Origin of the sequence: Vagococcus fluvialis bH819, assembly GCF_900163795.1 — a bacterium.
GTDB lineage: Bacteria > Bacillota > Bacilli > Lactobacillales > Vagococcaceae > Vagococcus > Vagococcus fluvialis_A.
On record NZ_FWFD01000013.1, the window covers coordinates 134,136 to 157,849 of the forward strand.

The window sequence follows — 23,714 nt, forward strand, 5'->3', positions numbered from 1 at the left end:
TAAAGAAATAATTAGGAAAATTTTTCTATTGTTAATTATTGAGCTCATAATGATGGACGTAATATTTTTTTGATCAGTTCAAAGATGTTTTTTTATTAAAATATCTTTGAACTTTTTTAGGGATTGACGACTCAATAAGAAGTGAGTATGTTTTTATTTTAAGATAAATATGAACAATTGACTCAAGTAATTAATTAATGTACTGAAAATAATAATTTTATTAAAATTTGACTTGAAAGTAGTTATTTTTTAAGAATATGAAGAGAATTTTTTAATAAAACTTTCTAACTCACGTAATTGTGATAATATGAACATATAAAAGAAAACGATTACATGAAAAGGGAGAGGTGATTATAATGTGGACATATTTTACATGACAAAGAACAAAAAAAGGACAAGGTTGTTCGATGGAACAATTAAATAGGATGAAACAGTCAGAGAAACAAGATGACTTTTTGTGCATTTTTACGTCAGTGAAAGCATGAAAAGCCAATTTGTTTGTCTGACTATTTTTTTGGAGGTGAATGGATGATTTTAATAACGAATAACCCAAAAGTAAACGAGAAAATAAAAGATGTTCCGATGAGTTATTTGGAAGTAGAGTATGGAGGGGTTTTTGAAGAAGTAAAACGTCTTATTATAGAGGAAAAGATGGTCCTGTTGACACATCCTTTAAGTGGAAGTATAAAACCCAATGAAACCTACTACAAATCAGTCGTATTAAAAAAAGGTCTGACAGGAGCTATTGATATAGAAAGTTTAGATTATATTGATCAGGGTATTGAAGTCTATCAAAAGTTTATGAAAAACAAGATGCGACCTAATTGGACAGAAAAAGTCTTAGAGGATTTTGCTTTTGTTGACTACTATTTGATTAAGGACACCTTAACAAGAATACCTGTTTATTAGTTTATTAACTCCCACATATGTGGTTGTCATAAATATTTATGGAAAGGAAGTGCCATTTGTTGTCGTTGTTTTAACTAAATAAATACTATAGAGGTGAGAGAATGAAGTTAGAATTAGGAAACATTAATATTAATAAAATTATTAAAAGTGATGAAAATAAAATAGCTGATCATACTCTTTATATTAATGAACAAAAAATCATTGATTTTGTTTTAGAAGATGATCGTATCAGTAAATGTACTATCGAAATTGCTAATCCTGGAGATAAAACACGAATCACACCAGTTAAAGATGTGATTGAACCTAGATGTAAAGTAGATTCAACAGCTGAAATTTTCCCAGGTGTGATAGGGAAAATGAGTGGTGTTGGTGAAGGTCGTACTCATGTCTTAAAAGGATGTGCAGTGATGACAGTTGGTAAGATAGTTGGTTTCCAAGAAGGAATTGTAGATATGTCTGGACCTGGGGCAGAGCAAACACCCTTCTCAAAATTACATAATATTTGTTTAGTATTAGAACCTATAGAAGGATTAGATCCTCATATTTACGAAGAGGCCGCACGATTTGCTGGTCTTAAAGTGGGTAGTCTTTTAGGTAAATTAGGTGAAACAATTGAACCTGATGATATGACAACATATGAAACACAACCCTTATTAAAACAAATTGAACAATACCCAGATTTACCAAAAGTAGGCTATGTTTATATGCTACAAACACAAGGACTATTACATGATACCTACGTTTACGGAGCAGATGCGAAGCATATTATTCCAACGATCCTTTATCCAACTGAAGTAATGGATGGTGCTATTTTAAGCGGAAATTGTGTATCAGCGTGTGATAAAAATACAACGTACCATCATTTAAATAATCCGGTTATTCATGATTTATATAGTCGTCACGGAAAAGACATTAACTTTATGGGCGTTATTATTACGAATGAAACCGTTTATTTAGCAGACAAAGTAAGATCAAGTGATTTCTCGTCTAAAATAGCAGAATATCTTGGTCTAGATGGTGTCATTATCACTCAAGAAGGTTTTGGAAATCCAGATACAGACTTAATTATGAATTGTAAAAAAATTGAAGAAAAACAAATTAAAACAGTTATCGTGACGGATGAATACGCAGGACGTGATGGTGCTAGTCAGTCATTAGCGGATGCTGATCCATTAGCAGACGCAGTTGTAACTGGTGGAAATGCGAATGAAGTGATTGTCTTACCGCCAATGGAAAAATTAATTGGTCAATTAGATTATGTAGATGTCATAGCTGGTGGTTTTGACGGTAGTTTACGTGAAGATGGCAGTATCGAAGTTGAACTTCAGGCAATTACAGGAGCGACAAATGAAATTGGTTTTAACTTAACATCAGCAAAAGGTTATTAAAAAATAAAATAATAAGGAGGCAATACTATGTCTTTAGATAATAAAAAAATCGTGGTCATTGGTGACCGTGATGGCATCCCAGGACTTGCTATTGAAACCTGTTTAGAAGGCACAACGACTGAAGTCGTTTTCTCTTCAACAGAATGCTTTGTCTGAACGGCAGCAGGTGCAATGGACTTAGAGAATCAACGTCGAGTGAAAGAAGCAGCTGAAAAATATGGTGCAGAAAATGTCGCCGTATTAATCGGAGCAGCAGAAGGCGAAGCAGCAGGATTAGCTGCAGAAACTGTCACAAACGGAGATCCAACTTACGCAGGTCCATTAACCAATCAACAGCTAGGTTTAGCTGTATACCATGTAGTAGAACCAGAATTCAAAGCATTTGTAGACGAAACAATATACGAAGACCAAATCGGCATGATGGAAATGGTTTTAGATGTAGACGATATCATTGAAGAAGTATCGAGTATTAGGAAAGAATATTCGAAATATTAATTAAAGTAGTGAAAAAATCGTTTTGCTCTGAGCAACTGGAGGAGCTAAATTTAAAAGAATTAAGATTTTTAAGGAGGAAGAAGATGGCTAAATATAGAGTAGTTCATTATATCAATCAATTCTATGCTGGAATTGGTGGAGAAGAAAAAGCAGATATTAAACCAAGCACAAAAGCTGAAATCGTTGGACCTGGGATTGCTTTTAAAGGCGCTTTAGGTGAAGACGTAGAAATCGTTGGAACAGTTATTTGTGGGGATAGTTATTTTAATGAAAATTTAGACTCAGCGTTAAAAGAAGTCATGGAAATGATTGCTTCATATAAACCAGATTTAGTAATTGCAGGGCCTGGATTTAATGCAGGTCGCTACGGAATGGCTTGTGGAGCAGTTGCCAAAGCAGTCATGGAAGAGATGAATATTCCAGCTGTAACAGGTCTTTATGAAGAAAATCCTGGAACTGATATGTATAAAAAAGATGCGTACATCGTTCAAGTCGGAAATAGTGCGGCAACTATGCGGAAAGCTGTTCCAATTATCTCTAAATTAGGACTTAAATTATTAAATAAAGAAGCTGTGACTCCAGAAGAAGACAGCTATTTTGTACGTGGACGTAAAAATTATGAAACGTCATTCAGAGGATCTAAGCGTGCTGTAGATATGTTAGTAAGCAAACTAAAAGGTGAAGAGTTTGTGACAGAGTATCCGATGCCTGTTTTTGATAATGTTGAACCAGGTCAACCAGTTAAAGATATGAAACATGCCAAAATAGCTTTAGTAACATCTGGTGGTATTGTACCTAAAGGCAACCCGGATCATATTGAATCAAGTAGTGCTTCTAAATTTGGTAAGTATGACATTTCTAGTGTGACAGATTTAACAGAAAGTACCTACGAAACAGCACATGGTGGTTATGATCCAGTTTATGCGAATCAAAATGCAGACCGTGTTCTACCAGTAGACGTGTTACGTGAATTAGAACAAGCAGGCGAAATAGGTGAGATTTATCCATATTTCTATACAACTGTTGGTAATGGAACTTCTGTTGCCAATGCCAAAAAATATGCGGCTGAAATTGCAAAAGATTTAGTGGCAGACGGGGTAGATGCCGTTATATTAACATCCACCTGAGGTACCTGTACTCGTTGCGGTGCAACGATGGTAAAAGAGATTGAAAAAACAGGTATTCCAGTGGTTCATATTTGTACAGTCGTGCCAATTTCCCTAACAGTTGGAGCTAATAGAATTGTGCCAGCTATTGCGATTCCTCATCCACTTGGTAACCCAAGCCTGGATGAAAAAGAAGAGAAAAAACTTCGGATGAAATTGGTTAAAAAAGCTTTAAAAGCTTTAGAAACGCCAGTTGAAGAGCAAACTGTTTTTGAATAATTAGGCATTTGATAAGTTGAAGGAGTGATTATTTTGGAAGAAATCTATGATGTAGTGATTATTGGTGGTGGTCCATCTGGTTTAACGGCTGCTTTATACAATGCTCGTGCAAGATTAAAAGTTTTAGTTTTAGAAAAAACCAAATTAGGTGGGCAAATTGCTTTAACTCATGAAATTGCTAACTTCCCAGGCTCAGTTATGGGAGCAGATGATAAAGAGCCTTCTGGACCACAATTGATCAAACGAATGGCAGATCAAGCAACAACTTATGGTGCTGAGATTTTAATTGGAAAAGATGTCGTGTCTCTTGATTTAGAAGGAACAATTAAGCGCGTAATCTGTGGAGATGGAACAGCCTATGATGCACGAGCTGTAATTTGTTCTAATGGAGCAACTCCAAGACCGATTGGCTGTCATGGTGAAAAAGAACTTCAAGGTAAGGGCGTATCTTATTGTGCGACTTGTGATGGAGCCTTCTTCGAGGATTTGGAAGTTTATGTTGTTGGTGGCGGAAATTCTGCTGTAGAAGAAGCTGAATTTATTACAAGTTTTGCGAGAAAAGTAACGATTCTCCAAAATTTAGGTCACTTAACAGCAGACGAAATTGCCATTGAACAGGCCAAGAAAAATTCAAAAATTGAGTATAAATTCAATACCGTTATTGAAGAAATTCATGGAGATGGATTGGTAGAATCAATGGTGATTAAAAATACTGAAACAGGAGAAACAACTGAAATTGTAGCAGATGAGGATGACGGAACATTTGGTATCTTTGTTTTTATTGGCTATATTCCTAAAACAGACCTTTATAAAGGGGTGCTTGATTTAGATCAATGGGGTTATATCAAAACTAAAGAAGATATGTCAACGTCACTTACTGGCGTATTTGCAGCAGGCGACATTAGACCTAAAACTTTACGTCAAGTAATTACGGCAGCAGGTGATGGAGCAATTGCTGCTCACTCTGCTCAAAAATATATTGAATCAATAAACTAATAAGTAAAGGAGCTAGAAAAATGATTGAATTGACTGTAGATAATTTCGAAGAAGAAGTGTTAAAAAAAGACAAACCAGTTCTTGTGGATTGGTGGGGGGAAACATGTGAAAACTGTTTAGCTATTATGCCAACAGTTGAAGAATTATCACAAACTTATGCTGATAAAATTTATTTCACCAAATTTAATACTTCTCAAAAGAAAGTACGCCGTTTCTGTATTCAACATAAAATAATGGGATTACCTGTTATTTCAATTTATCAAAATGGTGAAAAAATTGATGAAGTAGCTAAAGATGATTGTACAAAAGAAAATATCGAAGCAATGATTAAAAAATATATTTAATAAAGGAGGCAATACTATGTCTTTAGATAATAAAAAAATCGTGGTCATCGGCGACCGTGATGGCATCCCAGGACTTGCTATTGAAACCTGTTTAGAAGGCACAACGACTGAAGTCATTTTCTCTTCAACAGAATGCTTTGTCTGAACGGCAGCAGGTGCAATGGACTTAGAGAATCAACGTCGAGTGAAAGAAGCAGCTGAAAAATACGGTGCAGAAAATGTCGCCGTATTAATCGGAGCAGCAGAAGGCGAAGCAGCAGGATTAGCTGCAGAAACTGTCACAAACGGAGATCCAACTTACGCAGGTCCATTAACCAATCAACAGCTAGGTTTAGCTGTATACCATGTAGTAGAACCAGAATTCAAAGCATTTGTAGACGAAACAATATACGAAGACCAAATCGGCATGATGGAAATGGTTTTAGATGTAGACGACATCATTGAAGAAGTATCAAGTATCAGAAAAGAATACACGAAATACTAAACATGGTAGTGAAAAAGTCGTTTTGCTCTGAGTAACTGGAGGAATTCATAAACAATCCATAGTTTTCGGATTGATTATGAATTGTGAAGTTACCGAAGGAGTTACCTTTTGAACTCAAATTATAAAAAAATAAGAGAGGCTGACATGATAGTCAACCTCTTTCTTTCAAGGAAGGAGCTTAAAGAATGAACTTCCCAGTCTTAAAAGCAAGCAGTTATGTTCTAGTTCATACACCGGATATGATTGAACACAATGGGACAACTCAAACAACAGAAAAAATAACTAATCCAGAGAGTGAATATCTAAGAACACTCTACGATAATATGAGAACTTATGATGAGGTAGTGAATTATGGACCTAATCAAACATTTATTGGTAATTTAAATTATAAAGAATTAAAAGAGATGGAGCAACCTTGGATAAATAATAAAACGATTGAAGGGCAAAGATATAGTGATAAAGGCGAGATTATGCCTGAACTAGAATTTTACGGCTTATTACAGATTTGTGATGTTTTTGAATTAGTTCATTTAGAAAAAGACTTTGCCAATGATGTAAGAGAATCGTTATCTAATCATAAGTTATTTAAAGAAGATGTAGCCAAAATTAAAGAAGGTACAACTCAAGACTGGCTACAAGAGCAACTAAATGAGCATGAAGCAGAAGGCTTATACTATAACCAAAAATTAGTAGGCTGTGTGACTCGTGCCCATGAAATTGATGTGAATTTGAACGCTCATGTAATGTTGGAAAATCTTTCAGTTAAAGCAAGTGGCGTTTTAGCATTACGTCATTTATTAAATGAAAAAGGAATGAATCCAAGCGATATTGATTATGTGATTGAATGTAGCGAAGAAGCTTGTGGAGATATGAATCAACGTGGTGGAGGCAACTTTGCTAAGTCAATTGCTGAAATGTGTGGCTGTGTGAATGCGACTGGTAGTGATTTAAGAAGTTTTTGTGCTGCGCCAACACATGCACTTATTTCAGCCTCTTCCTTAGTTAAGGCTGAGATATTTAAAAATGTAGTGATTGTAGCTGGTGGGGCAATTGCGAAATTAGGGATGAATGGTAAATCCCATGTAGCAAAAGGATTGCCTATTATAGAAGATGTTCTGGGAGGATTTGCGACACTTATTAGTGAGAACGACGGCATACATCCAATTATTCGAACAGATTACGTGGGTCGTCATACTGTTTCTAGTGGCTCTAGCCCTCAAGCAGTGACGAGTGCTTTAATTGCGGACCCATTATTAAAAGCAGGTTTAACAGTTAAGGACGTAGATGTATATTCTGTTGAGATGCAAAATCCAGATATTACCAAACCAGCCGGAGCAGGGGACGTACCTTTAGCCAATCTAAAAATGATTGGTGCAATCGGCGTTTTGAAGAAACAATTAGAGAAAAAAGATTTAATGACTTTTGTGAATGAAAAATCAATTCCAGGATGGGCACCAACTCAAGGACACATTCCTAGTGGTGTACCTTATCTAGGATTTGCTGTGGAAGATTTAACAACTGGCGATAAGAATAGAGCGATGATTGTTGGTAAAGGTTCTTTATTCTTAGGTCGTATGACTAATTTATTTGATGGTGTATCGATTATTATAGAAAGAAATACTGGTAAAATTAACACAGATAATGGATCGATGAAAGAAACAGTAAAATCTGAAATCGCAGAAGTCTTACGAGATTTTGCTAAAAAATTATCAGAGGATTAGAGGTGAAGTGAGTGTCTAGTTCAGTAAAAGAAGTTATGAGTGAAATTTTAGTAGAAATGGCTGAAAAATTAGAATCTGATCGCTATTACGATGATATCAAGATTGGCTTAACTATCGATGGTAGTGAACATGGTTCAGCTGTCATGAAAGAAGCACTTAGACTCATTCAAAATAAAGCAATGTTTAAAATCGTATTAATTGGAACGAAAGTAGATTGGGCTGGAAATTTTGAGTATTATGAAACGAAATGTGACGCCGATAATCATCAGAAAATGGAAGAGCTATTATCTAATGGAACTATTCAAGGGTGTGTAACACTTCACTATAATTTTCCAATAGGTGTTTCAACAGTTGGACGAGTGATTGTACCAAGTACAGGTAAAGAGATGTATATTGCCACCACAACTGGAACGACCAGTTCTAATCGCATCGAAGCCATGGTGAAAAATACAGTTAATGGTGTTATTGCAGCAAAAACATGTGGCATTAAAGAACCAACAGTTGGTATTTTAAATATTGATGGCGCTAATTCTGTGGAACGAGTGCTGAAAGAGTTAAAAACTAATGGCTATGATTTAACTTTCTCTAAAAGTCAGCGGGCAGATGGTACGATTACCATGAGAGGGAATGATCTGTTAATGGGAACGCCTGATGTAATGGTTTGTGATAGCTTAACAGGGAATCTTTTGATGAAAATTTTTTCAGCGTATCAAACAGGTGGTAACTATGAAGCAGTTGGTTATGGTTATGGACCAGGTATAGGAGATAGTGAGATCCAAAATGTTTGTATTATATCAAGGGCAAGTGGTGCTCCTGTTATTGCTAATGCTCTTCAATATGCTTACGAGCTTGCTAAAGGTCATTTAAAAGATGTGACTAAAAAAGAATACACACAAGCTAAAAAAGCACAGTTATTAGAGTTATGTGACGAATTGAGTCAAAAACAGAAAAATCCTATTTCAGAAGAACAAGTGAGTATTCCTAAAAAAGAAATTGTCACAAAAGAGATTTCGGGAATTGATGTTCTTGATTTAGATGATGCGTTGATTGTTTTGTGGAAAGAAAACATCTATGCTGAAAGCGGTATGGGGTGTACAGGACCGATTATTCTTGTAAATGAAAAGAATATTGAAAAGGCGAAGACGTTATTAGTGAAAAAATATTTATAAATATTCCTCTTTTGATTCAATAATGAAGAAAACATTTTAAATTAGAGAACTTATCAAAGTTTATGATGAAAATCATTTGATGAGTTCTTCCATTTTTATACAATAAAAACGAGATAAAATGTATGGAAAACATGACATTTCATCTCGTTTTATTGTATCAAAGGTTGATGTTTAGCTAAAGTTAGTGGATAATAGTATATAATACTTTTAAATGTTAAAAAAACAATTAAAAGAACAGGAAAATCAATATATATGTGTACTATAAAAGATGGTTGTTTCTTGGAATATCTTATTCCAAGAAAATAAACAAAAATCAATCCCTATTATGGATAATATACAATACAAAAATTTTTTTATCAACTAAATATGTATTTTTTATAAAAAATACATAACTATTTAATTGATATATGTTTAATAAACCTATGTTTGTGGTTGATAATCATAATAATTATTGATTTTTGGTGAAAGCCGTCAAGAAAGCCGTCAAATTTTATAAAAAAAGGATATTTTATATGTCAAGACGAGGGGAAAATATTTATAAAAGAAAAGATGGTAGATGGGAAGGTCGTTATAAAAAAGGAAGAAAAGATAATGGCAAATTAAAATACGGATATGTTTATGGTAAAACATATAAAGAAACAAAAATAAAATTAAATGAACTAAAATATAATTATCAAAAAAATAATTATCAAAAAGATTATTATTATGGTACAGTCGAGAATTGGCTATCTTTATGGATGCTAGAAAATGTAGAGAACAGAGTTAAGTTATCAACTTATGCAAGTTATCAGTATAAATTAAATAGATATATAATTCCTTATATTGGTACAAAAGAATTACTTGATTTAACAACAAATGATATTGAAAATTTAATTAAAGTTTTAGAAAAAAAAGAGTTATCAGCTAGTACAATTAATGTAAGTATTGGGATTGTCAAAAAGAGTCTTAAACACGCATTTAATAATAATTATATTCCTAAAGATATTAGTTTGAATATTAGAAGTTTGAGCAACAAAATTAAAAAAATAAGGGCACTTTCAATGAGTGAACAAAAATTATTAGAAACCATAGCAAATCATGATGAACATGGACTACCATGCTTAATTGCGTTATATACAGGATTAAGAATTGGTGAAATTTCAGGTTTGAAATGGTCGAATATTGATTTTGAAAAAAACATTATAAAAGTTCAATATACTTATCAAAGAGTACCTATTATGGGACTTGGTAGTAAATCAAAACTAGTCTTAAGTGATACTAAAACAATTGGCTCAAATCGTATTGTACCTATAGGAAAAGATACTAAAAAAAGATTACTAAAATGGTTCAAAATAAAAGGACATCAAAAATTTGTTTTTGAAGTTAATGGTCGACCAGTGGAGCCAAGATTACTAGGATATCGCTTTAAAAGAATGATTGATAATACAGAATTGAAAAATGTTCATTTCCATCAACTCAGACATACTTTTGCAACGAGATGTTTAGAGGCTCAAGAAAATATAAGTGTTATCTCTTCTATTTTGGGGCATCAGTCAGTGAAAATGACGTTAGATATTTATACTGATGCTTTGGTTGGACAAAAGAGAATAATGATCCATCAAATGGAAAAAAGACAAATGGAATACTATGAAAAAAAGATTATTTGATCTATTTAAATTGAAATATAGAATCAATAAAAATAAAAAAACAATGCAAAATTAAACTTATTTTGCGTTGTTTTTTTATTTTTTAAGCCGTCAACTGACCGTCAAATAGATTAATATATGTGATTAAGTCTTTGTTAAACAAGTGATTTCTTGGAATAAGATATTCCAAGAAGATAGTCTTCACAGACTACTAAAAGATAATATCAAAAAAATATGAATTTTTATCGATTTTTTGAAAAAAATTTAGTAGCAATCCTAAAAAAAGAAAGGAGGAAAAAAATTATTAAATTTCAATTTGTGATTCAATAATTGAAGAGAGAGTTAAAGAAGATCTAAAGAAAGGAGGATGACATTGGCTAATAAAAGAATTAATTGGATGATCTTTCTTGTTATTTTTTTAACAATCACTACTCAATTTTTTGGAATCAAAAAAGTTAATGCTGTGAATAGTACTAGAGAAAATCAACAAACAATTGAAAGTCCCGAATTATATATGGAAACGAATGTTGAAAAAGTTAATGATCAGTATACTTGGCATGTGTTTTTCAATAAAAAGAAGCAAGAAAAATCAAACGAATATCAAATGAAATTCAAAATAAAATCAGATGGAGAACACGTTGAATATAATTCTGAACTACATTTTGATAGCAATTTTTATAAAGGTGATTTGAGTTTAATAGAAGTGAATAGTAGTGAGCCGGATGGTTCAGTTGATTTTATTACTGATAATCCCAATATCAGTATTGAAATTCAAATGGACCATAAAAATATCGAAAGCGAAAGCATAAATAAAGATATTCTAAAAAAAAACATTGAAGGTCCACACTACTTAACCTTTAATGACATTGATAATATAAAGGAACAGATTACGTTTCAAAAAGAAAACAAAAAAACAAACAAAATGGAAATAAATAATTTGAGAACTATTCAGGACCCCTTTGAGTATCAAAATAATCAATTAGGTAATTATATCAATCACTCTACGAACCAATATATTGGTGGTTTAACTAATCAACAATTAATTAATTTTAATTTTGGATTTGAAAATACTGAAGGTAATCAAAAAGTAACTAATGTCATAAATAAGGGGACTGGCTTTGATCGAGGCTATCACGACTACGGTAACGCGCTATTAAAAAAAACAGTGATGCCTTCTAATGAAGAAAATCAATTTAAGATTCAGTTAGATCTTCTAAGTGGCGTCGAAATAGAAAAAAAACCGCTTGATATTGTCTTAGTTTTAGATAAATCTTCTAGTATGAAAAATAATAATCGAAATAATAATATGATCGCTGCTGTAGAGGAATTTACAAAAGAACTATTTGAAGAAAAAGACGGCGATAATATCCGCGTTGCATTAGCGAACTACTGGGGAATGCCGGAGAGCGAACGAGGAACTACAAAAGAAATTCAATCTGAAGTATCCAAATTTAAAAATGGAGCTTTTAGTTCCGATCCAAAAGAAATAAATTCGAGTAAGGTTTTAACAAGGGATCCAGTATCTGGGACACCGATAACAATGGGCTTGAAAGCTGGATCGGATGTTCTATACAATACTGATTTTGATTATGGAGCAAGACCGGAAGCAGAAAAAATTATGGTCGTTTTAACAGATGGTGCTCCTTATACTGCAATTAAGGAAAAAAGAAATGATCATAAAGTTCAAGTTAATGAGAAGAGTAAAGACCACTATGTTTTAACTTATTCTCAAAAAAGCTATGAAAATAAAGATCGATTTTATGAAAATAAGGGCAGCCAAGAAGTAGCCGATGCAACAGTACATTATTCGAATAAATTAAAATCTGATTATCCAGATATCAGTGTTTACTCAATTGGATTTGGTATAAAAGGTGTAACCAATGCTATCAATACGATGGAAAGAATTGCTTCTAGCGCGGATAAATTTTATTTAGCAGACGATGGGACCAGCGAAATTGTAGAAGTATTTAAAGATATTGCAATTTCTTTTACTAGGCCTTTGTTAAATGCAGAAGTCATTGATCCAATGAGTCAATATGTTGACTACAAAGGAAATTTAAAGTCTTATGCCTTAATGGTAAAAGATGGAGATATTAAAGTTATTTCTCCCAATGCAGCTAACTTCCCAAAATATGCTAAAAATATAATAACTGAAGAAAATGATTCAGAACTTCATTTATCCAATATTACGATGGGAAATTCATTGAAACAATTAGATGGGTATCGTATCGAATATGAAGTTGAGTTGAAGCCAGAGTATAAAGACGGGAAATTTTACCCAACAAATGGGTCAACTTATGTTTTTAATAAGAGAAAAGATTATTATCACTATGCTGTGCCTTCAATAAAACATCCAGTTTCTCAAATGAGTATTCCGTTTGAAAAAAAATGGATAGATGGCGAAAATCAGTGGAATTTAAGAAAAGATATAAGTTTTCAGCTCCAAAGAAAAAATAATCAAGGTATTTGGACAGATGTTCCAGGACAATTGAAGAACATAAAAAAAGAGTCCAGTGGTGAAAATCTAAAAGGGCAATTTGAAAAGGTACCTATTGAAGAATTCGGAAAATTAATTTCTTACAGAATTATTGAAATATCGGATGGCAAGCAACATGTTTATGGCTATTCTAATCCCAAGATATCAAAAGATAGTGTAGACGGAAGTATGAAGGATAAAAATATAGTAATCACTAATAAATTATTAACAACAGATTTAATGCTAGAAAAAGTAAATGAAGCTAATCAAGTAATTCCAGGTGTTGAATTTACTTTATTTAGGAAAAATCCAGAAGAACAATTGATAGATAAAATAACTTCTGATCAGCAAGGAAAAATAAATTTTTTGAATCTCCCGGTAGGAAATTATGTATTAAAAGAGACAAAACCAGCCTTAGGATATAAGAAGCATAAAGAAATCACTTTCGAAATAGTCGAAAAAGAAATGAATAAGCTTAGTATTGAAGGATTACCAAAAGATAACAAAATAGTAAATGAGTTAGAAGATTTTAATTTAACTGTTGAAAAAATAGACAATTTCAATAGACCAGTTTCCAATGTCATATTCAAATTATCAGGTAAAAATTTTTTAGGTGAGTCTTATGAAGTTGAAAAAGAATCTGATAACCCAAATAGTAATATTTTTACTTTTAAAAATTTAAGGCCTGGAAATTATCAATTGGAAGAAACATTAAGTCCAAATGAGTATGTAGGTTTAGAAAAACCGATTAGTGTAGTAATAACTAAAGAAGGGATTGTAACTGTAGATGGAGAAGAACAATCTAAAGTTATAACAGAGATGGGGAACAATATATCGATTCAAGTAGTGAATCAAAGAAAAGGTATATTACCACATACAGGTGGAACTAAAAACCCAATTCGTAGAAATTTAATATACGCTATTTCATTACTAGTTTTAATTTTGGGAGTTTTTTATTTGTATTATAATCGAAAGGAGAAGTTAGTATGAAAATAAAAAAAAGATATTTTTTATTAATAATATTAGTTCTTTCTTTCACAATAGGTTTTTCAAATAAAAAAAATAGTTATGCAGAAAATAATTCCTCCAAAATACAATTTATCTTGCATAAGTCGACCTCTCAAGAAGAAAAAAATGAAATACAGCAAAAATTAGATGATATTAGTTTTGAGGTTTATGATGTAACACTATACGTAGAAAAGCAAAATAATAAAGAAAAAACGATGAGTCGTGTAATGAATATGCCAAAAGAGCAAATTCAAAAAGAAATATTAAGTGAAGCGAAGTTTATTAGAGAAATTAGAGCAGATGAATTTGCTGGTGAAACAGGTGTTGCAGAACTATCTTTGTCAAATACGTTTGATGGACAGTCTATTTTATTTATTGAAAAAGGGAATCGAAAAATAAAATATTATCAAACAATGTTAGTTATACTACCAGTTGAGAATCCAGTAAAAGCCAATGAGTATCTTTCGACAATACACTTGTATCCTAAAAAAGTAAACGATGAAAAAGAAAAATTAAAAGAAAAAGATCCACCGACTTTAAAGAAAAACCATAAGAATCTCCCAAAAACTGGTGAAGAAAAATCAGTTTTTGTATTTTTAGGATTTTTATTAATGTCGTCTTCATTTTATTTTAAAATGAAAAAACAAAGTAATTAAAAAAGTATCGGAAAGTTGAGGAATATGAAATGAAAAAAATGAGAAAAGTTTGGAATTTAATTTTTTCAATGGTTGTCTTTTTACCATTATTAACAAGTCTATTTGGAGGTATAACGGCTAATGCTGCTGATATTCCTGACAACGTTGATGTAACAATACATAAGAGAATATACAAAGAAGGAGATACTAAACCAGAAGGAAAAGACGCTCAAAATACAGGTAATTTAATGGAGTTTGGTGGTAAGCCTTTTGAGGGAGTTGAATTTACTGTTTATGATATTTCAAAAGAATATTATGATTTAATGAAAGTTGAGAATGCTAATCAAGAAGATGTAAGTAAAGAATTAAGTAATAAGTATGTTACTCCAGATGCAGGTGCAACTAACAAAATCACATCAATTATAACTGATGCTGAAGGCTTAGCTGTATTTTCTAAATTGCCAACAAAATCAGCGGAGCTATCTGATGATAAGCAAAAAATAGATGCTGTCTATGTTTTTGTAGAAACAAAAACTCCAGATTCAATTACAATCAGTAAAAAATCAGCACCAATCGTTTTATCAATGCCAGTTTTTGCATTTGAAAATGATACTTATGATACAGAAAATCCGTTAGAAAATGTTCATTTATATCCAAAAAATGAGACTACTACAGATAAAAAAACTGTTAGTAATTTAGATCAATTTGATAAAGTTGAAGTTGGTGGTAAAACATTTTGGAATTTAGTAACTGGATCAGTTATTGAATTTGATTTAGATTTAGCTTTACCAGCTGATATGACAAAAACAGAAAGTTATTCAGTATTAGATACACCTTCTGAAGGATTAGAGTTTATTGAAACACCATTTGTAGTATCAGGAATTAACAATGAAGGTGAGTCAAAAGACCTAATTGCTGGGACAGATTATAATGTTAAAAAAGAAGGAAATGGTTTCCAATTTGATTTAATTATGACAAGTGATACAGTTAAAAGTTTAAATGGTGGTAAATTAAAAATTAGTTATAGCATGAAATTAACTGCTGAAGTAAGACCAGATGAGCTTCAAAACAACAGCGCAACTGTTTCTGTTGACAATAAACCACAACCATCAATTACACCAAAAGATCCAGAAGTACCGGTTGTCTTTGGAACAGGTGGTAAGAAATTTATCAAAACAGATTCTCACAATGGTGATGGCTTAGAAGGCGCAGAATTTATCGTGAAAAAAGGTAATGAATTTGCTGAATTTGAAGTAAACAAAAAAGGCGAATATGCGTTTGTTAAATGGACAAATGAAAAAAATGAAGCTACAAAAATTGTTTCTGCAGCAAAAAATAACAAATATGATTTAACAGTTGGTAGTTTTTCAGTTATTGGTCTTAAACAGGGCGGATATCAATTGGAAGAGGTAAAAGCACCTTCTGATAAATATGTTAAATTAACTAAAGATGTGACATTTGATGTTGTTCAAGGATCATATGAGGGAACTAAGAATTTAGGCGAAGTAAAAAATACACCTAAAGGAATCTTACCATCAACTGGTGGTAACGGAATTTATGCCTTTTTAGCAATTGGTTCATTAATGATGGCTTCAGCTTATTTTTGGTTCAAAAAAGCAAATAATACAAAAAGAGCATAGAATAAACAAATAAATAAAAGTAAATAAAAAGATGAGGGGCGATGACGATACTGTTGGTATTTATGTCATAGCCTCTTAATTTATATTAGTTTTTTTTGAGGTGATTAAAATAATTAGGAAAAATAAAAATGAAAGAATTAATGTGGTTTTACAATCTTCAATGATGATATTATTTGTATTAGGAGCGATTATATTTAGTTATCCTTTCATTGCAGATTCAATTAATAATTATTATGATCAAAAAAATCTAGAAAAATTTCAAGATGCAAATAATAAAGAATCAGATAATATTAGAAAAGAGCGATTAAAAGAACTAGAAGAAGAAAATAAAAAAGAAAAATTAGAAAAAGGTATTTTAAAAGATCCTTTCAAAGAAATAAATTTAGAAGAAAAAAATATTGATAAAAACTATTTAAAAAAACATCAAATTGGAGCGATTTATATCCCCACTATTAATGTAAGTTTACCGCTTTTTGATGAAACGAATAGTGAATTATTAGAAGTAGGGGCAACGGTTCTTCAAGGCACCTCGTATCCAATTGGAGGTATGAATACTCACTCAGCAATTACTGGGCATAGTGGTTTGAGTAATAAAAAGTTATTTACTGATGTTGAAAAATTAAAAAAGAAAAATGAATTCATAGTAGATGTTTATGGACAGAAAAACGCATATGAAATTTTTGATATAAAAGTTGTTAAGCCAGATGCTATTGATAAGTTAGATATTCAAAAGGGCAAAGAGTTAGTTACATTAGTTACGTGTACCCCTTATGCTGTTAATACTCATCGCCTGTTAGTCACTGGGAAAAGAGTACCTATTAAAAAAAATGAAATAAGTCAACAAATTAAAAAAGCTGAAAATTATCATAAACGAAAATTTTATTCTTTTTTTGTAGGGATACCAATTATTTTATCGTTAATCATTTATTGGTTTTGGTGGAAAATAAGATTTTATAAAAGTACAAAAAAATTGTATGAATTATCTTTTTATATAATGGAAAATAAAAAACCTATTAAAGGTGTGGTCTTTCAATTGGTTCATAAAAACAATAAATATTCAGAAAAAAATCGTCAAGTAAAAAGTAATAAAAAAGGATTAGTCAAATTTAAAAAAGTATTTGGTGGAAAATATGACATTGTAGTAGTTAATGAAGAAAATATCCCTAAAATAAAAGCTAGAAGTTATAGGTTATCAGATAAAAATTTTGTTATTGTTTCACCTAAAAGTTTGCTATCTGTAAGAAAAAAAAGAAATAGAATTTATACTATTGACCTTAAATCAAAGGAGAAAAAATGGCTAAGAAGAATGTGAAGTCACAACTATTAATTAGAATCATTTTTTTCACAGGAACGCTTGTTATGTTTTATCCATTTTATATTAATTCTTTAAATAATTTTATTGATTCAATTAGAATCGAGAACTACCAAGAGAAAAGTAAACAAGAATTAAAAAAGCAAAGAGAGGAGTTAGTTGAGAAGAATAAAAAAATTGCGGAGTCGGGAATGACAATGACAGAAGATGTTTTTAATCAGCCTAGTACTAAAAATGATAATCGAGATGACATATATTTGAAAAAGCATTACCTTGGAAAAGTAAATATACCAAAAATCAGAATAGAAGTACCTTTGTTTGATACAACAAACTCTAGAACACTTGATGTAGGAGCAACAGTTGTTGATGGAACATCCTATCCTGTTGGAGAAAAAAATAACCATGCTGTTATTTCTGCACATAGAGGGCTACCTAATAGAGAATTATTTACGCATCTTCCTAAATTGAAAAAAAAGGATATTTTTTTATTAGAACTTCCTGATGAAACCTTAGCATATGAGGTTAAAAATATTAGTGTGGTTGAACCAAATGAAACAAGCTCATTATTGATAGTTGATAATCAAGATTTGGTTACATTAGTTACATGCACACCTTATATGATTAACTCTCATCGCTTACTTGTGACTGGTAAGAGGGTGCCATATCAAAATAAGGTTAAAAAAGATAAAAAAAAACAGGATAAATTTCGAAAGTTAAAAGAAATATTGATCATTATTTTGTCAATTGGTTTTATTTTATTTTTTATTTTTAATTTGGTTAATTTTTTTAAACGGATCAATTTGAGTAAAAGAAAATTTAAGCTGACTATTAAAGTAACTGGCGCTTGTTTAAATGACAAAGTAGATTTATATATAACTAATAAAAAAATAAAAAAGACTGGAAATAGAATAGGGAAAAATAATAAACGGATATTAAAGTATTCAAACTTGTCAAGTGATGAACTTGAATTAAATTTAAATAATAGTTTACTTTTAAAGATAAGAGTAAAAAATAAAAAAGGTGATTTTAAAATATATAAAGTAGATCAAAAAGCTTTAAAATATAGTTACAATAATAATAAAAATGAAATTAAAATAAATTTGCGATAATTTTTACAATCTTTTTTGTCTGGGTATTTTCGTTTACCTAATAAGTTAATTAATTATTTAAGGTATCAGAGTACATTATATATATAAATAGTATGTTTATTATAACAAATGGATATATTTTAAAGAAAAGATACTGAAATAATTTTTTTTGGAAAATAAATTATATAATTTTTATAATACACAAATAACTTGAAATATGTTTAATAATATAATTGGGAGACTAATATAGTGTTGATGTTCACAAGCGTTGACACTATTTTTTTATGAGCAAAAATAATACGGTTACATCAAAGATTGATTTTGTGAAATTTATAACTTATAATAGTCGAGTTAACAAATTTAGGAGGAAGATTTTTTATGAGAAAGACGTTACAAAGGTTATTTGTCGGTATTCTTTTATTCACATTAGTGGCTTGCTCGTCTGGTAGTTCAAAGGATGGTAAGTTTGTTGGTGAAGCAAAAGGAGCTAACGGTCCAATCAAAGTTGAAGTGACTGTTAAAAAAGACGCAATTGAGAACATTAAAGTCATTGAAAGTAGTGAGACCGATGGGGTTTCAGATTTGGCTTTAAAACAAATTCCTGATGCAATTATTAAAGATCAGGGATTAGACGTGGATGCTGTGACAGGAGCTTCGTCAACAAGTAAAGCAGTTGTTGATGCAGTAAAAAATGCTCTTGAAAAATCAAGTGTCGATATTGCGGCAATGTCAAAAGTGAAAGCTAACTTACCTAAAGCAAAAGAAGTTAGTAAAACAGATTATGATGTTGTAGTCATTGGTGGTGGTGGTGCGGGGCTTTCAGCTGCTATTACTGCTGCAGAAAAAGGAAGCGAAGTTGTATTACTAGAAAAACTACCAGTTCTCGGTGGAAACACGATGATTTCAGGCGGTGAAATGGCGGCTCCTGGTAACTGGTTACAAAAAGAACAAAATATTAAAGATAGTAATGATCAGTTTTATGAAGATATTATCAAAGGTGGGGACGCTGAAAATGATCCTGAATTGGTTCGTGTTTTAGCGGATAATGCTTTATCAGCTGCAGAATGGCTAAGAGATGATGTAAAAGTTGAATTTGAAGATTATTTATTATTCTTTGGTGGTCATTCCGTTAAGAGAAGTTTAGTTCCAAAAAATGCTTCAGGTGCCGAATTAGTTAAGAAATTAGAGAAAAAAGCAAAAGATAGCGGTGTAACGTTATTAACTAACGCAGACGCTAAAAAAATTACTGCTAAAGACGGTAAAGATGATTTCAACCAAGTAGAAGCAAAAGTAAATGATAAAGATGTTACTTTCTCAGCTAAAAAGGGAATAGTTGTCGCTTCTGGTGGATTTGGTGCTAACTTAGAAATGCGTAAAAAATATAATAAAGATATGGATGAAAAAATTCTGTCAACAACAAGTACAGGTAGTATGGGAGACGGGATTGTGATTGGTGAAGACATTGGTGCTGGTACAACAGATATGGAATATATCCAAACATACCCAACCTGTGATCCTGAAACTGGTCGTTTATTATATGTGGGTGACGTTCGTATGGAAGGTTTATCAATTTTAGTTAACAAAGAAGGTAAACGTTTTGTGGAAGAATTAGAACGTCGTGATGTGATTTCAAAAGCTGTGACAAAACAATCTGACGGACATTCATATATGTTCTGGGATCAAGCAGCAATGGATAAATCTAAAGTAGATAAAACACATAAAAAAGAATACGAAAGTTTAATCAATCGTGGTCTTTTAGTAAAAGCAGATACAGTTGAAGAAGCAGCAAAACATTTTGAAATTGATGCTAAGGAACTACAAAAAACGGTAGATACTTACAATCAATATGCAAAAGATGGAAAAGATAAAGACTTCAACAAACGTGGTGAGTTAGTTGCCTTTGGTGAAGGTCCATACTATATCATGAAATCAATTCCAGCTGTTCACCATACAATGGGTGGATTAACAATTAATACTAAAGCGCAATTAGTTGATGGTGATAAAAAAGTGATTCCTCACGTTTATGCAGCAGGAGAAGTAACAGGTGACGTACATGGTACAAACCGTTTAGGCTCTGATGCAATTGCTGATATTATTGTTTTTGGACGCATTGCAGGGGAAGAAGTAACAAAATAATAAATAGTTTAAGAGGGTGACCAAAAAGTCATCCTCTTTATTATTTATACGAATAATATTTGATAGTCAGGGGATAAAAAGTTGCTTGGAGCAAAACGACTTTTGACCCACCCTATTTCTATGTTAAACTGATAGTGTATAAATTCACGAGGAGGAGAAAATATGAGATTTGGTATTATTCTAGAAACAAAGGAGCATGAAAAAGCGTGGAATGCAGTACGTTTTTGTGTGACCTCTCTAAAACAAGGACACAAAGTTAAATTATTTCTAATGGGAGAAGCTGTTGAGATTGAATCAATTATAGATGAACAGTATGATGTTGTGGAGCAGTTGACAAAATTTACGGAATTAAAAGGTGAATTATTAGCTTGTGGTACATGTTTAATTTCACGTCATTTAGATAAAGAAACAGCTTGTCCAATTTCAACGATGATTGATTGTGTGGAGATGGTTGAGTGGGCAGATAAAGTCATTACTTTTTAGCATAATAAAAAGTTGCCTTTACAATGTAATTTCATTTTAGGATAGTAAAAAAGGAAATAACTAAAAGAATAAATTCACGATATTTTGATTTTTTATTGATAAAACACTAGGATAATTACGTTAATGCGAGTATAATGAAGCAGGATATTTTGAAAAAAATAGGCAACTAAAAAAGAATATAAGAAAGTGAAGTGAAATTATGGGACGTAAATGGGCAAATATTGTCGCTAAGAAAACGGCTAAGGACGCTAATAACAGTAAAATTTATGCAAAATTCGGTATTGAGATTTATGCAGCAGCAAAATCAGGTGAACCTGATCCGCATTCTAACCAAAAATTACGTTTCGTTATTGAGCGTGCTAAAACTTATAATGTACCAAAACACATTATTGATCGTGCAATCGAAAAAGCTAAGGGCTCTGGAGATGAAACTTATTCTGAATTACGTTATGAAGGGTTCGGTCCTAATGGTTCAATGGTTATCGTAGATACTTTAACCAATAACGTGAATCGTACTGTAGCAGATGTTCGCTCTGCCTTCAATAAAAATGGTGGTAATATGGGCGTTTCTGGAGCTGTTGCTTATATGTTTGATAACACAGCTATCTTTGGTTTTGCAGGAACTGACGTGGATGAAATTTTTGAATTCTTAATGGAAAAAGAAATTGATGTTCGTGATGTTTTTGAAGAAGAAGGTCAAATCATCGTTTATGGTGATTCTATAGATTTTCATGCGATTCAAGAAGCGTTAAAAGAAAAAGGGATTGAAGAATTTTCAGTAGCTGAAATCCAAATGTTAGCCCAAAGTGAAGTTGAGTTAACTGGAGATGACTTAGCTAATTTTGAAAAAATGATGGATGCTTTAGATGATTTAGAAGACGTACAAAGTATATATCATAATGTAGAACTAGACTAGAACGAAAGGCGATTAGATTGGGGGTGACTCAATCTAATCGTTTTTTAACATAGTTCAATAAACGAAACTTAGTAATAAAATGATTATTCCATAATAATAGTTGTTCAAACTTAATATAAAATTAAAAATAAACATACTAATCTTACCAAGTTCTTAACCTTTAATTGATACAATGAAACAAAGGAGGGGTACTATGGGATTTTGGATAATGATTTCTCTATTATGTTTAGGTTTAGTTTCATATTTTGTTGGAAATAAAGTGAATAAACGGTTTAATGTATTTTTTAAATTGGCTGGTGGTCTTTGTTTGTTAGTTTCTTTATGGCTAGCACTTCCTAGGTAAGGTATAGTCCGTTTGTTGTAAATTTAAAGCGATTAGATGTAATCATTCAATCTAATCGTTTTTCACTGCATGTTTATATTTAAATTAAGGCTAAAATTCTCTTCATGGCAAATGTTCTCTTTCCATGTTTTCCCCTTGTTAGTATATAATAACCATATCAATTAAAAAAGGACGGATGACATGAAAGGTATTTTAGTTTCAGAATTTGGTAGTAGTGATGTTTTAACCTATACACAATTAGAAGAAGTCGCTGTTGGTGATAAAGAAGTAAAAATATCTTTAAGATCAATAGGAATTAATCCGGTTGAAACCTATATTCGCCAGGGTACCTATAGTCTTTTACCAGAGTTACCGTATACGCCAGGGAAAGATGGGGCAGGAATTATTGAGGAAGTCGGGAAAGAAGTCTCTAATTTTAAAATCGGTGATCGAGTGTTTGTTTCAGTAAATGGAAATAACCGACGGGGTACATATGCTGAAGAAATTATTTGTAGTACTGACTTTATTTATCCATTACCTGATAATTTAAATTTTGAAGAAGGGGCGGCACTTGGAACAACGGGAATGACTGCTGTTCATGCTCTTCATCAAAAAGGAAAAATAAAACCTGGGGAGTTTGTTTTAATCCACGGTGCAACTGGTGGTGTGGGAAATATAGCAGTTCAACTAGCCAAATTACATGGAGCGATTGTGATTGCAACAGCTGGAAGTAGTAACGGAATGGCGATGCTTAAAAAATTAGATGTGGACTTTGTACTGAATCATCGAGATGAAAACTATCTGTCAGTCATTGAAAAAATCACGAATCATCATGGGATTGATGTGATTATTGAAATGTTGGCTAATGTCAATTTAGGTAAAGATTTAGAAGTCATGGCATTAAATGGACGAGTAGTCATTGTGGGGAATCGTGGTGAAGTAACGATTAACCCTCGATTGATGATGAGTAAAGATGTTCAGGTGATGGGCTTTATTTCAGCTAACATGACAGAAAAAGAACGTAAGGAAAATAGTTATCAACTTGTGGCAGCTTTAAAATCAGGAGTTAAACCAGTCATTGAACAGAGTTTTTCACTTAAAGAAGTTGACAAAGCACAAGATTTTGTTATGAGTGAGCGCCAAGCACTAGGTAAAATTGTGATGAAGGTGGATGAGTAAACA

At 31.9% G+C, this 23,714-nt stretch carries 20 protein-coding genes; all 20 read left to right on the top strand.

Annotation, left to right across the window (positions count from 1 at the left end):
* The first annotated feature begins 528 nt into the window (after positions 1-528).
* Positions 529-909, top strand: coding sequence for a GrdX family protein (locus tag FM121_RS08885; protein WP_086951804.1), 381 nt, complete (start codon positions 529-531; stop codon positions 907-909).
* 101 nt (positions 910-1,010) lie between these two features.
* Complete coding sequence (locus tag FM121_RS08890; protein WP_086951805.1) at positions 1,011-2,297, top strand: glycine/sarcosine/betaine reductase component B subunit; 1,287 nt, start codon at positions 1,011-1,013, stop codon at positions 2,295-2,297.
* Positions 2,298-2,324: 27 nt separating this feature from the next.
* On the top strand, positions 2,325-2,792 hold the full coding sequence (grdA, locus tag FM121_RS08895) for a glycine/sarcosine/betaine reductase complex selenoprotein A (RefSeq protein WP_086951806.1): 468 nt from the start codon (positions 2,325-2,327) through the stop codon (positions 2,790-2,792).
* A gap of 83 nt (positions 2,793-2,875) precedes the next feature.
* Positions 2,876-4,177 (top strand): glycine reductase complex selenoprotein B, encoded by a 1,302-nt coding sequence (grdB, locus tag FM121_RS08900; protein ID WP_086951807.1) that lies wholly within the window; start codon positions 2,876-2,878, stop codon positions 4,175-4,177.
* Positions 4,178-4,210: 33 nt separating this feature from the next.
* A complete protein-coding gene (locus FM121_RS08905; protein ID WP_179203841.1) occupies positions 4,211-5,173 on the top strand; it encodes an NAD(P)/FAD-dependent oxidoreductase in 963 nt (320 codons plus the stop codon).
* A gap of 20 nt (positions 5,174-5,193) precedes the next feature.
* Positions 5,194-5,517: a thioredoxin TrxA gene (trxA, locus tag FM121_RS08910; protein ID WP_086951808.1), complete on the top strand. Its 324-nt coding sequence runs from the start codon at positions 5,194-5,196 to the stop codon at positions 5,515-5,517.
* Positions 5,518-5,533: 16 nt separating this feature from the next.
* The gene (grdA, locus tag FM121_RS08915; RefSeq protein ID WP_086951809.1) at positions 5,534-6,001 is read left to right on the top strand and encodes a glycine/sarcosine/betaine reductase complex selenoprotein A; all 468 of its coding nucleotides are present in this window, start codon (positions 5,534-5,536) and stop codon (positions 5,999-6,001) included.
* Positions 6,002-6,186: 185 nt separating this feature from the next.
* On the top strand, positions 6,187-7,722 hold the full coding sequence (gene grdC / locus FM121_RS08920) for a glycine/sarcosine/betaine reductase complex component C subunit beta (RefSeq protein ID WP_086951810.1): 1,536 nt from the start codon (positions 6,187-6,189) through the stop codon (positions 7,720-7,722).
* 11 nt (positions 7,723-7,733) lie between these two features.
* Positions 7,734-8,891 (top strand): glycine/sarcosine/betaine reductase complex component C subunit alpha, encoded by a 1,158-nt coding sequence (grdD, locus tag FM121_RS08925; protein WP_218778629.1) that lies wholly within the window; start codon positions 7,734-7,736, stop codon positions 8,889-8,891.
* A gap of 512 nt (positions 8,892-9,403) precedes the next feature.
* Positions 9,404-10,537 carry a tyrosine-type recombinase/integrase gene (locus FM121_RS08930; protein ID WP_086951811.1) on the top strand — a complete coding sequence of 378 codons (1,134 nt, stop codon included), beginning with the start codon at positions 9,404-9,406 and terminating at the stop codon, positions 10,535-10,537.
* Between the two features lie 352 nt (positions 10,538-10,889).
* A complete protein-coding gene (locus FM121_RS08935; protein ID WP_179203842.1) occupies positions 10,890-13,982 on the top strand; it encodes a SpaA isopeptide-forming pilin-related protein in 3,093 nt (1,030 codons plus the stop codon).
* The gene (locus tag FM121_RS08940) at positions 13,979-14,656 is read left to right on the top strand and encodes an LPXTG cell wall anchor domain-containing protein (protein WP_086951813.1); all 678 of its coding nucleotides are present in this window, start codon (positions 13,979-13,981) and stop codon (positions 14,654-14,656) included. The genes FM121_RS08935 and FM121_RS08940 overlap by 4 nt, the downstream gene beginning before the upstream one ends.
* A 29-nt stretch (positions 14,657-14,685) precedes the next feature.
* The gene (locus FM121_RS08945) at positions 14,686-16,275 is read left to right on the top strand and encodes a SpaH/EbpB family LPXTG-anchored major pilin (protein WP_256958438.1); all 1,590 of its coding nucleotides are present in this window, start codon (positions 14,686-14,688) and stop codon (positions 16,273-16,275) included.
* A gap of 142 nt (positions 16,276-16,417) precedes the next feature.
* The gene (locus FM121_RS08950) at positions 16,418-17,587 is read left to right on the top strand and encodes a class C sortase (RefSeq protein ID WP_256958439.1); all 1,170 of its coding nucleotides are present in this window, start codon (positions 16,418-16,420) and stop codon (positions 17,585-17,587) included.
* Positions 17,569-18,696 (top strand): class C sortase, encoded by a 1,128-nt coding sequence (locus FM121_RS08955; protein ID WP_086951814.1) that lies wholly within the window; start codon positions 17,569-17,571, stop codon positions 18,694-18,696. The genes FM121_RS08950 and FM121_RS08955 overlap by 19 nt, the downstream gene beginning before the upstream one ends.
* A gap of 357 nt (positions 18,697-19,053) precedes the next feature.
* Positions 19,054-20,811, top strand: a complete 1,758-nt coding sequence (locus FM121_RS08960) for a flavocytochrome c (RefSeq protein ID WP_086951815.1) — start codon at positions 19,054-19,056, stop codon at positions 20,809-20,811.
* A gap of 162 nt (positions 20,812-20,973) precedes the next feature.
* Positions 20,974-21,294: a DsrE/DsrF/TusD sulfur relay family protein gene (locus FM121_RS08965; RefSeq protein ID WP_086951816.1), complete on the top strand. Its 321-nt coding sequence runs from the start codon at positions 20,974-20,976 to the stop codon at positions 21,292-21,294.
* A gap of 199 nt (positions 21,295-21,493) precedes the next feature.
* Entirely contained in the window at positions 21,494-22,210 is a 717-nt protein-coding gene (locus tag FM121_RS08970) for a YebC/PmpR family DNA-binding transcriptional regulator (RefSeq protein WP_086951817.1), read from the top strand.
* A 193-nt stretch (positions 22,211-22,403) separates the two neighbouring features.
* Positions 22,404-22,553 carry a hypothetical protein gene (locus FM121_RS14455; protein WP_179203843.1) on the top strand — a complete coding sequence of 50 codons (150 nt, stop codon included), beginning with the start codon at positions 22,404-22,406 and terminating at the stop codon, positions 22,551-22,553.
* Positions 22,554-22,733: 180 nt separating this feature from the next.
* Positions 22,734-23,711 (top strand): NADPH:quinone reductase, encoded by a 978-nt coding sequence (locus tag FM121_RS08975; RefSeq protein WP_086951818.1) that lies wholly within the window; start codon positions 22,734-22,736, stop codon positions 23,709-23,711.
* Positions 23,712-23,714 lie beyond the last annotated feature (3 nt).

Bases quoted from the DNA above. Each gene is read 5' to 3' on its own strand.
- FM121_RS08885 (WP_086951804.1), top strand. From the start codon at position 529: ATGATTTTAATAACGAATAACCCAAAAGTAAACGAGAAAATAAAAGAT.
- FM121_RS08890 (WP_086951805.1), top strand. From the start codon at position 1,011: ATGAAGTTAGAATTAGGAAACATTAATATTAATAAAATTATTAAAAGT.
- trxA (WP_086951808.1), top strand. From the start codon at position 5,194: ATGATTGAATTGACTGTAGATAATTTCGAAGAAGAAGTGTTAAAAAAA.
- grdC (WP_086951810.1), top strand. From the start codon at position 6,187: ATGAACTTCCCAGTCTTAAAAGCAAGCAGTTATGTTCTAGTTCATACA.
- FM121_RS08930 (WP_086951811.1), top strand. From the start codon at position 9,404: ATGTCAAGACGAGGGGAAAATATTTATAAAAGAAAAGATGGTAGATGG.
- FM121_RS08940 (WP_086951813.1), top strand. From the start codon at position 13,979: ATGAAAATAAAAAAAAGATATTTTTTATTAATAATATTAGTTCTTTCT.
- FM121_RS08945 (WP_256958438.1), top strand. From the start codon at position 14,686: ATGAAAAAAATGAGAAAAGTTTGGAATTTAATTTTTTCAATGGTTGTC.
- FM121_RS08955 (WP_086951814.1), top strand. From the start codon at position 17,569: ATGGCTAAGAAGAATGTGAAGTCACAACTATTAATTAGAATCATTTTT.
- FM121_RS08960 (WP_086951815.1), top strand. From the start codon at position 19,054: ATGAGAAAGACGTTACAAAGGTTATTTGTCGGTATTCTTTTATTCACA.
- FM121_RS08965 (WP_086951816.1), top strand. From the start codon at position 20,974: ATGAGATTTGGTATTATTCTAGAAACAAAGGAGCATGAAAAAGCGTGG.
- FM121_RS08970 (WP_086951817.1), top strand. From the start codon at position 21,494: ATGGGACGTAAATGGGCAAATATTGTCGCTAAGAAAACGGCTAAGGAC.
- FM121_RS14455 (WP_179203843.1), top strand. From the start codon at position 22,404: ATGGGATTTTGGATAATGATTTCTCTATTATGTTTAGGTTTAGTTTCA.
- FM121_RS08975 (WP_086951818.1), top strand. From the start codon at position 22,734: ATGAAAGGTATTTTAGTTTCAGAATTTGGTAGTAGTGATGTTTTAACC.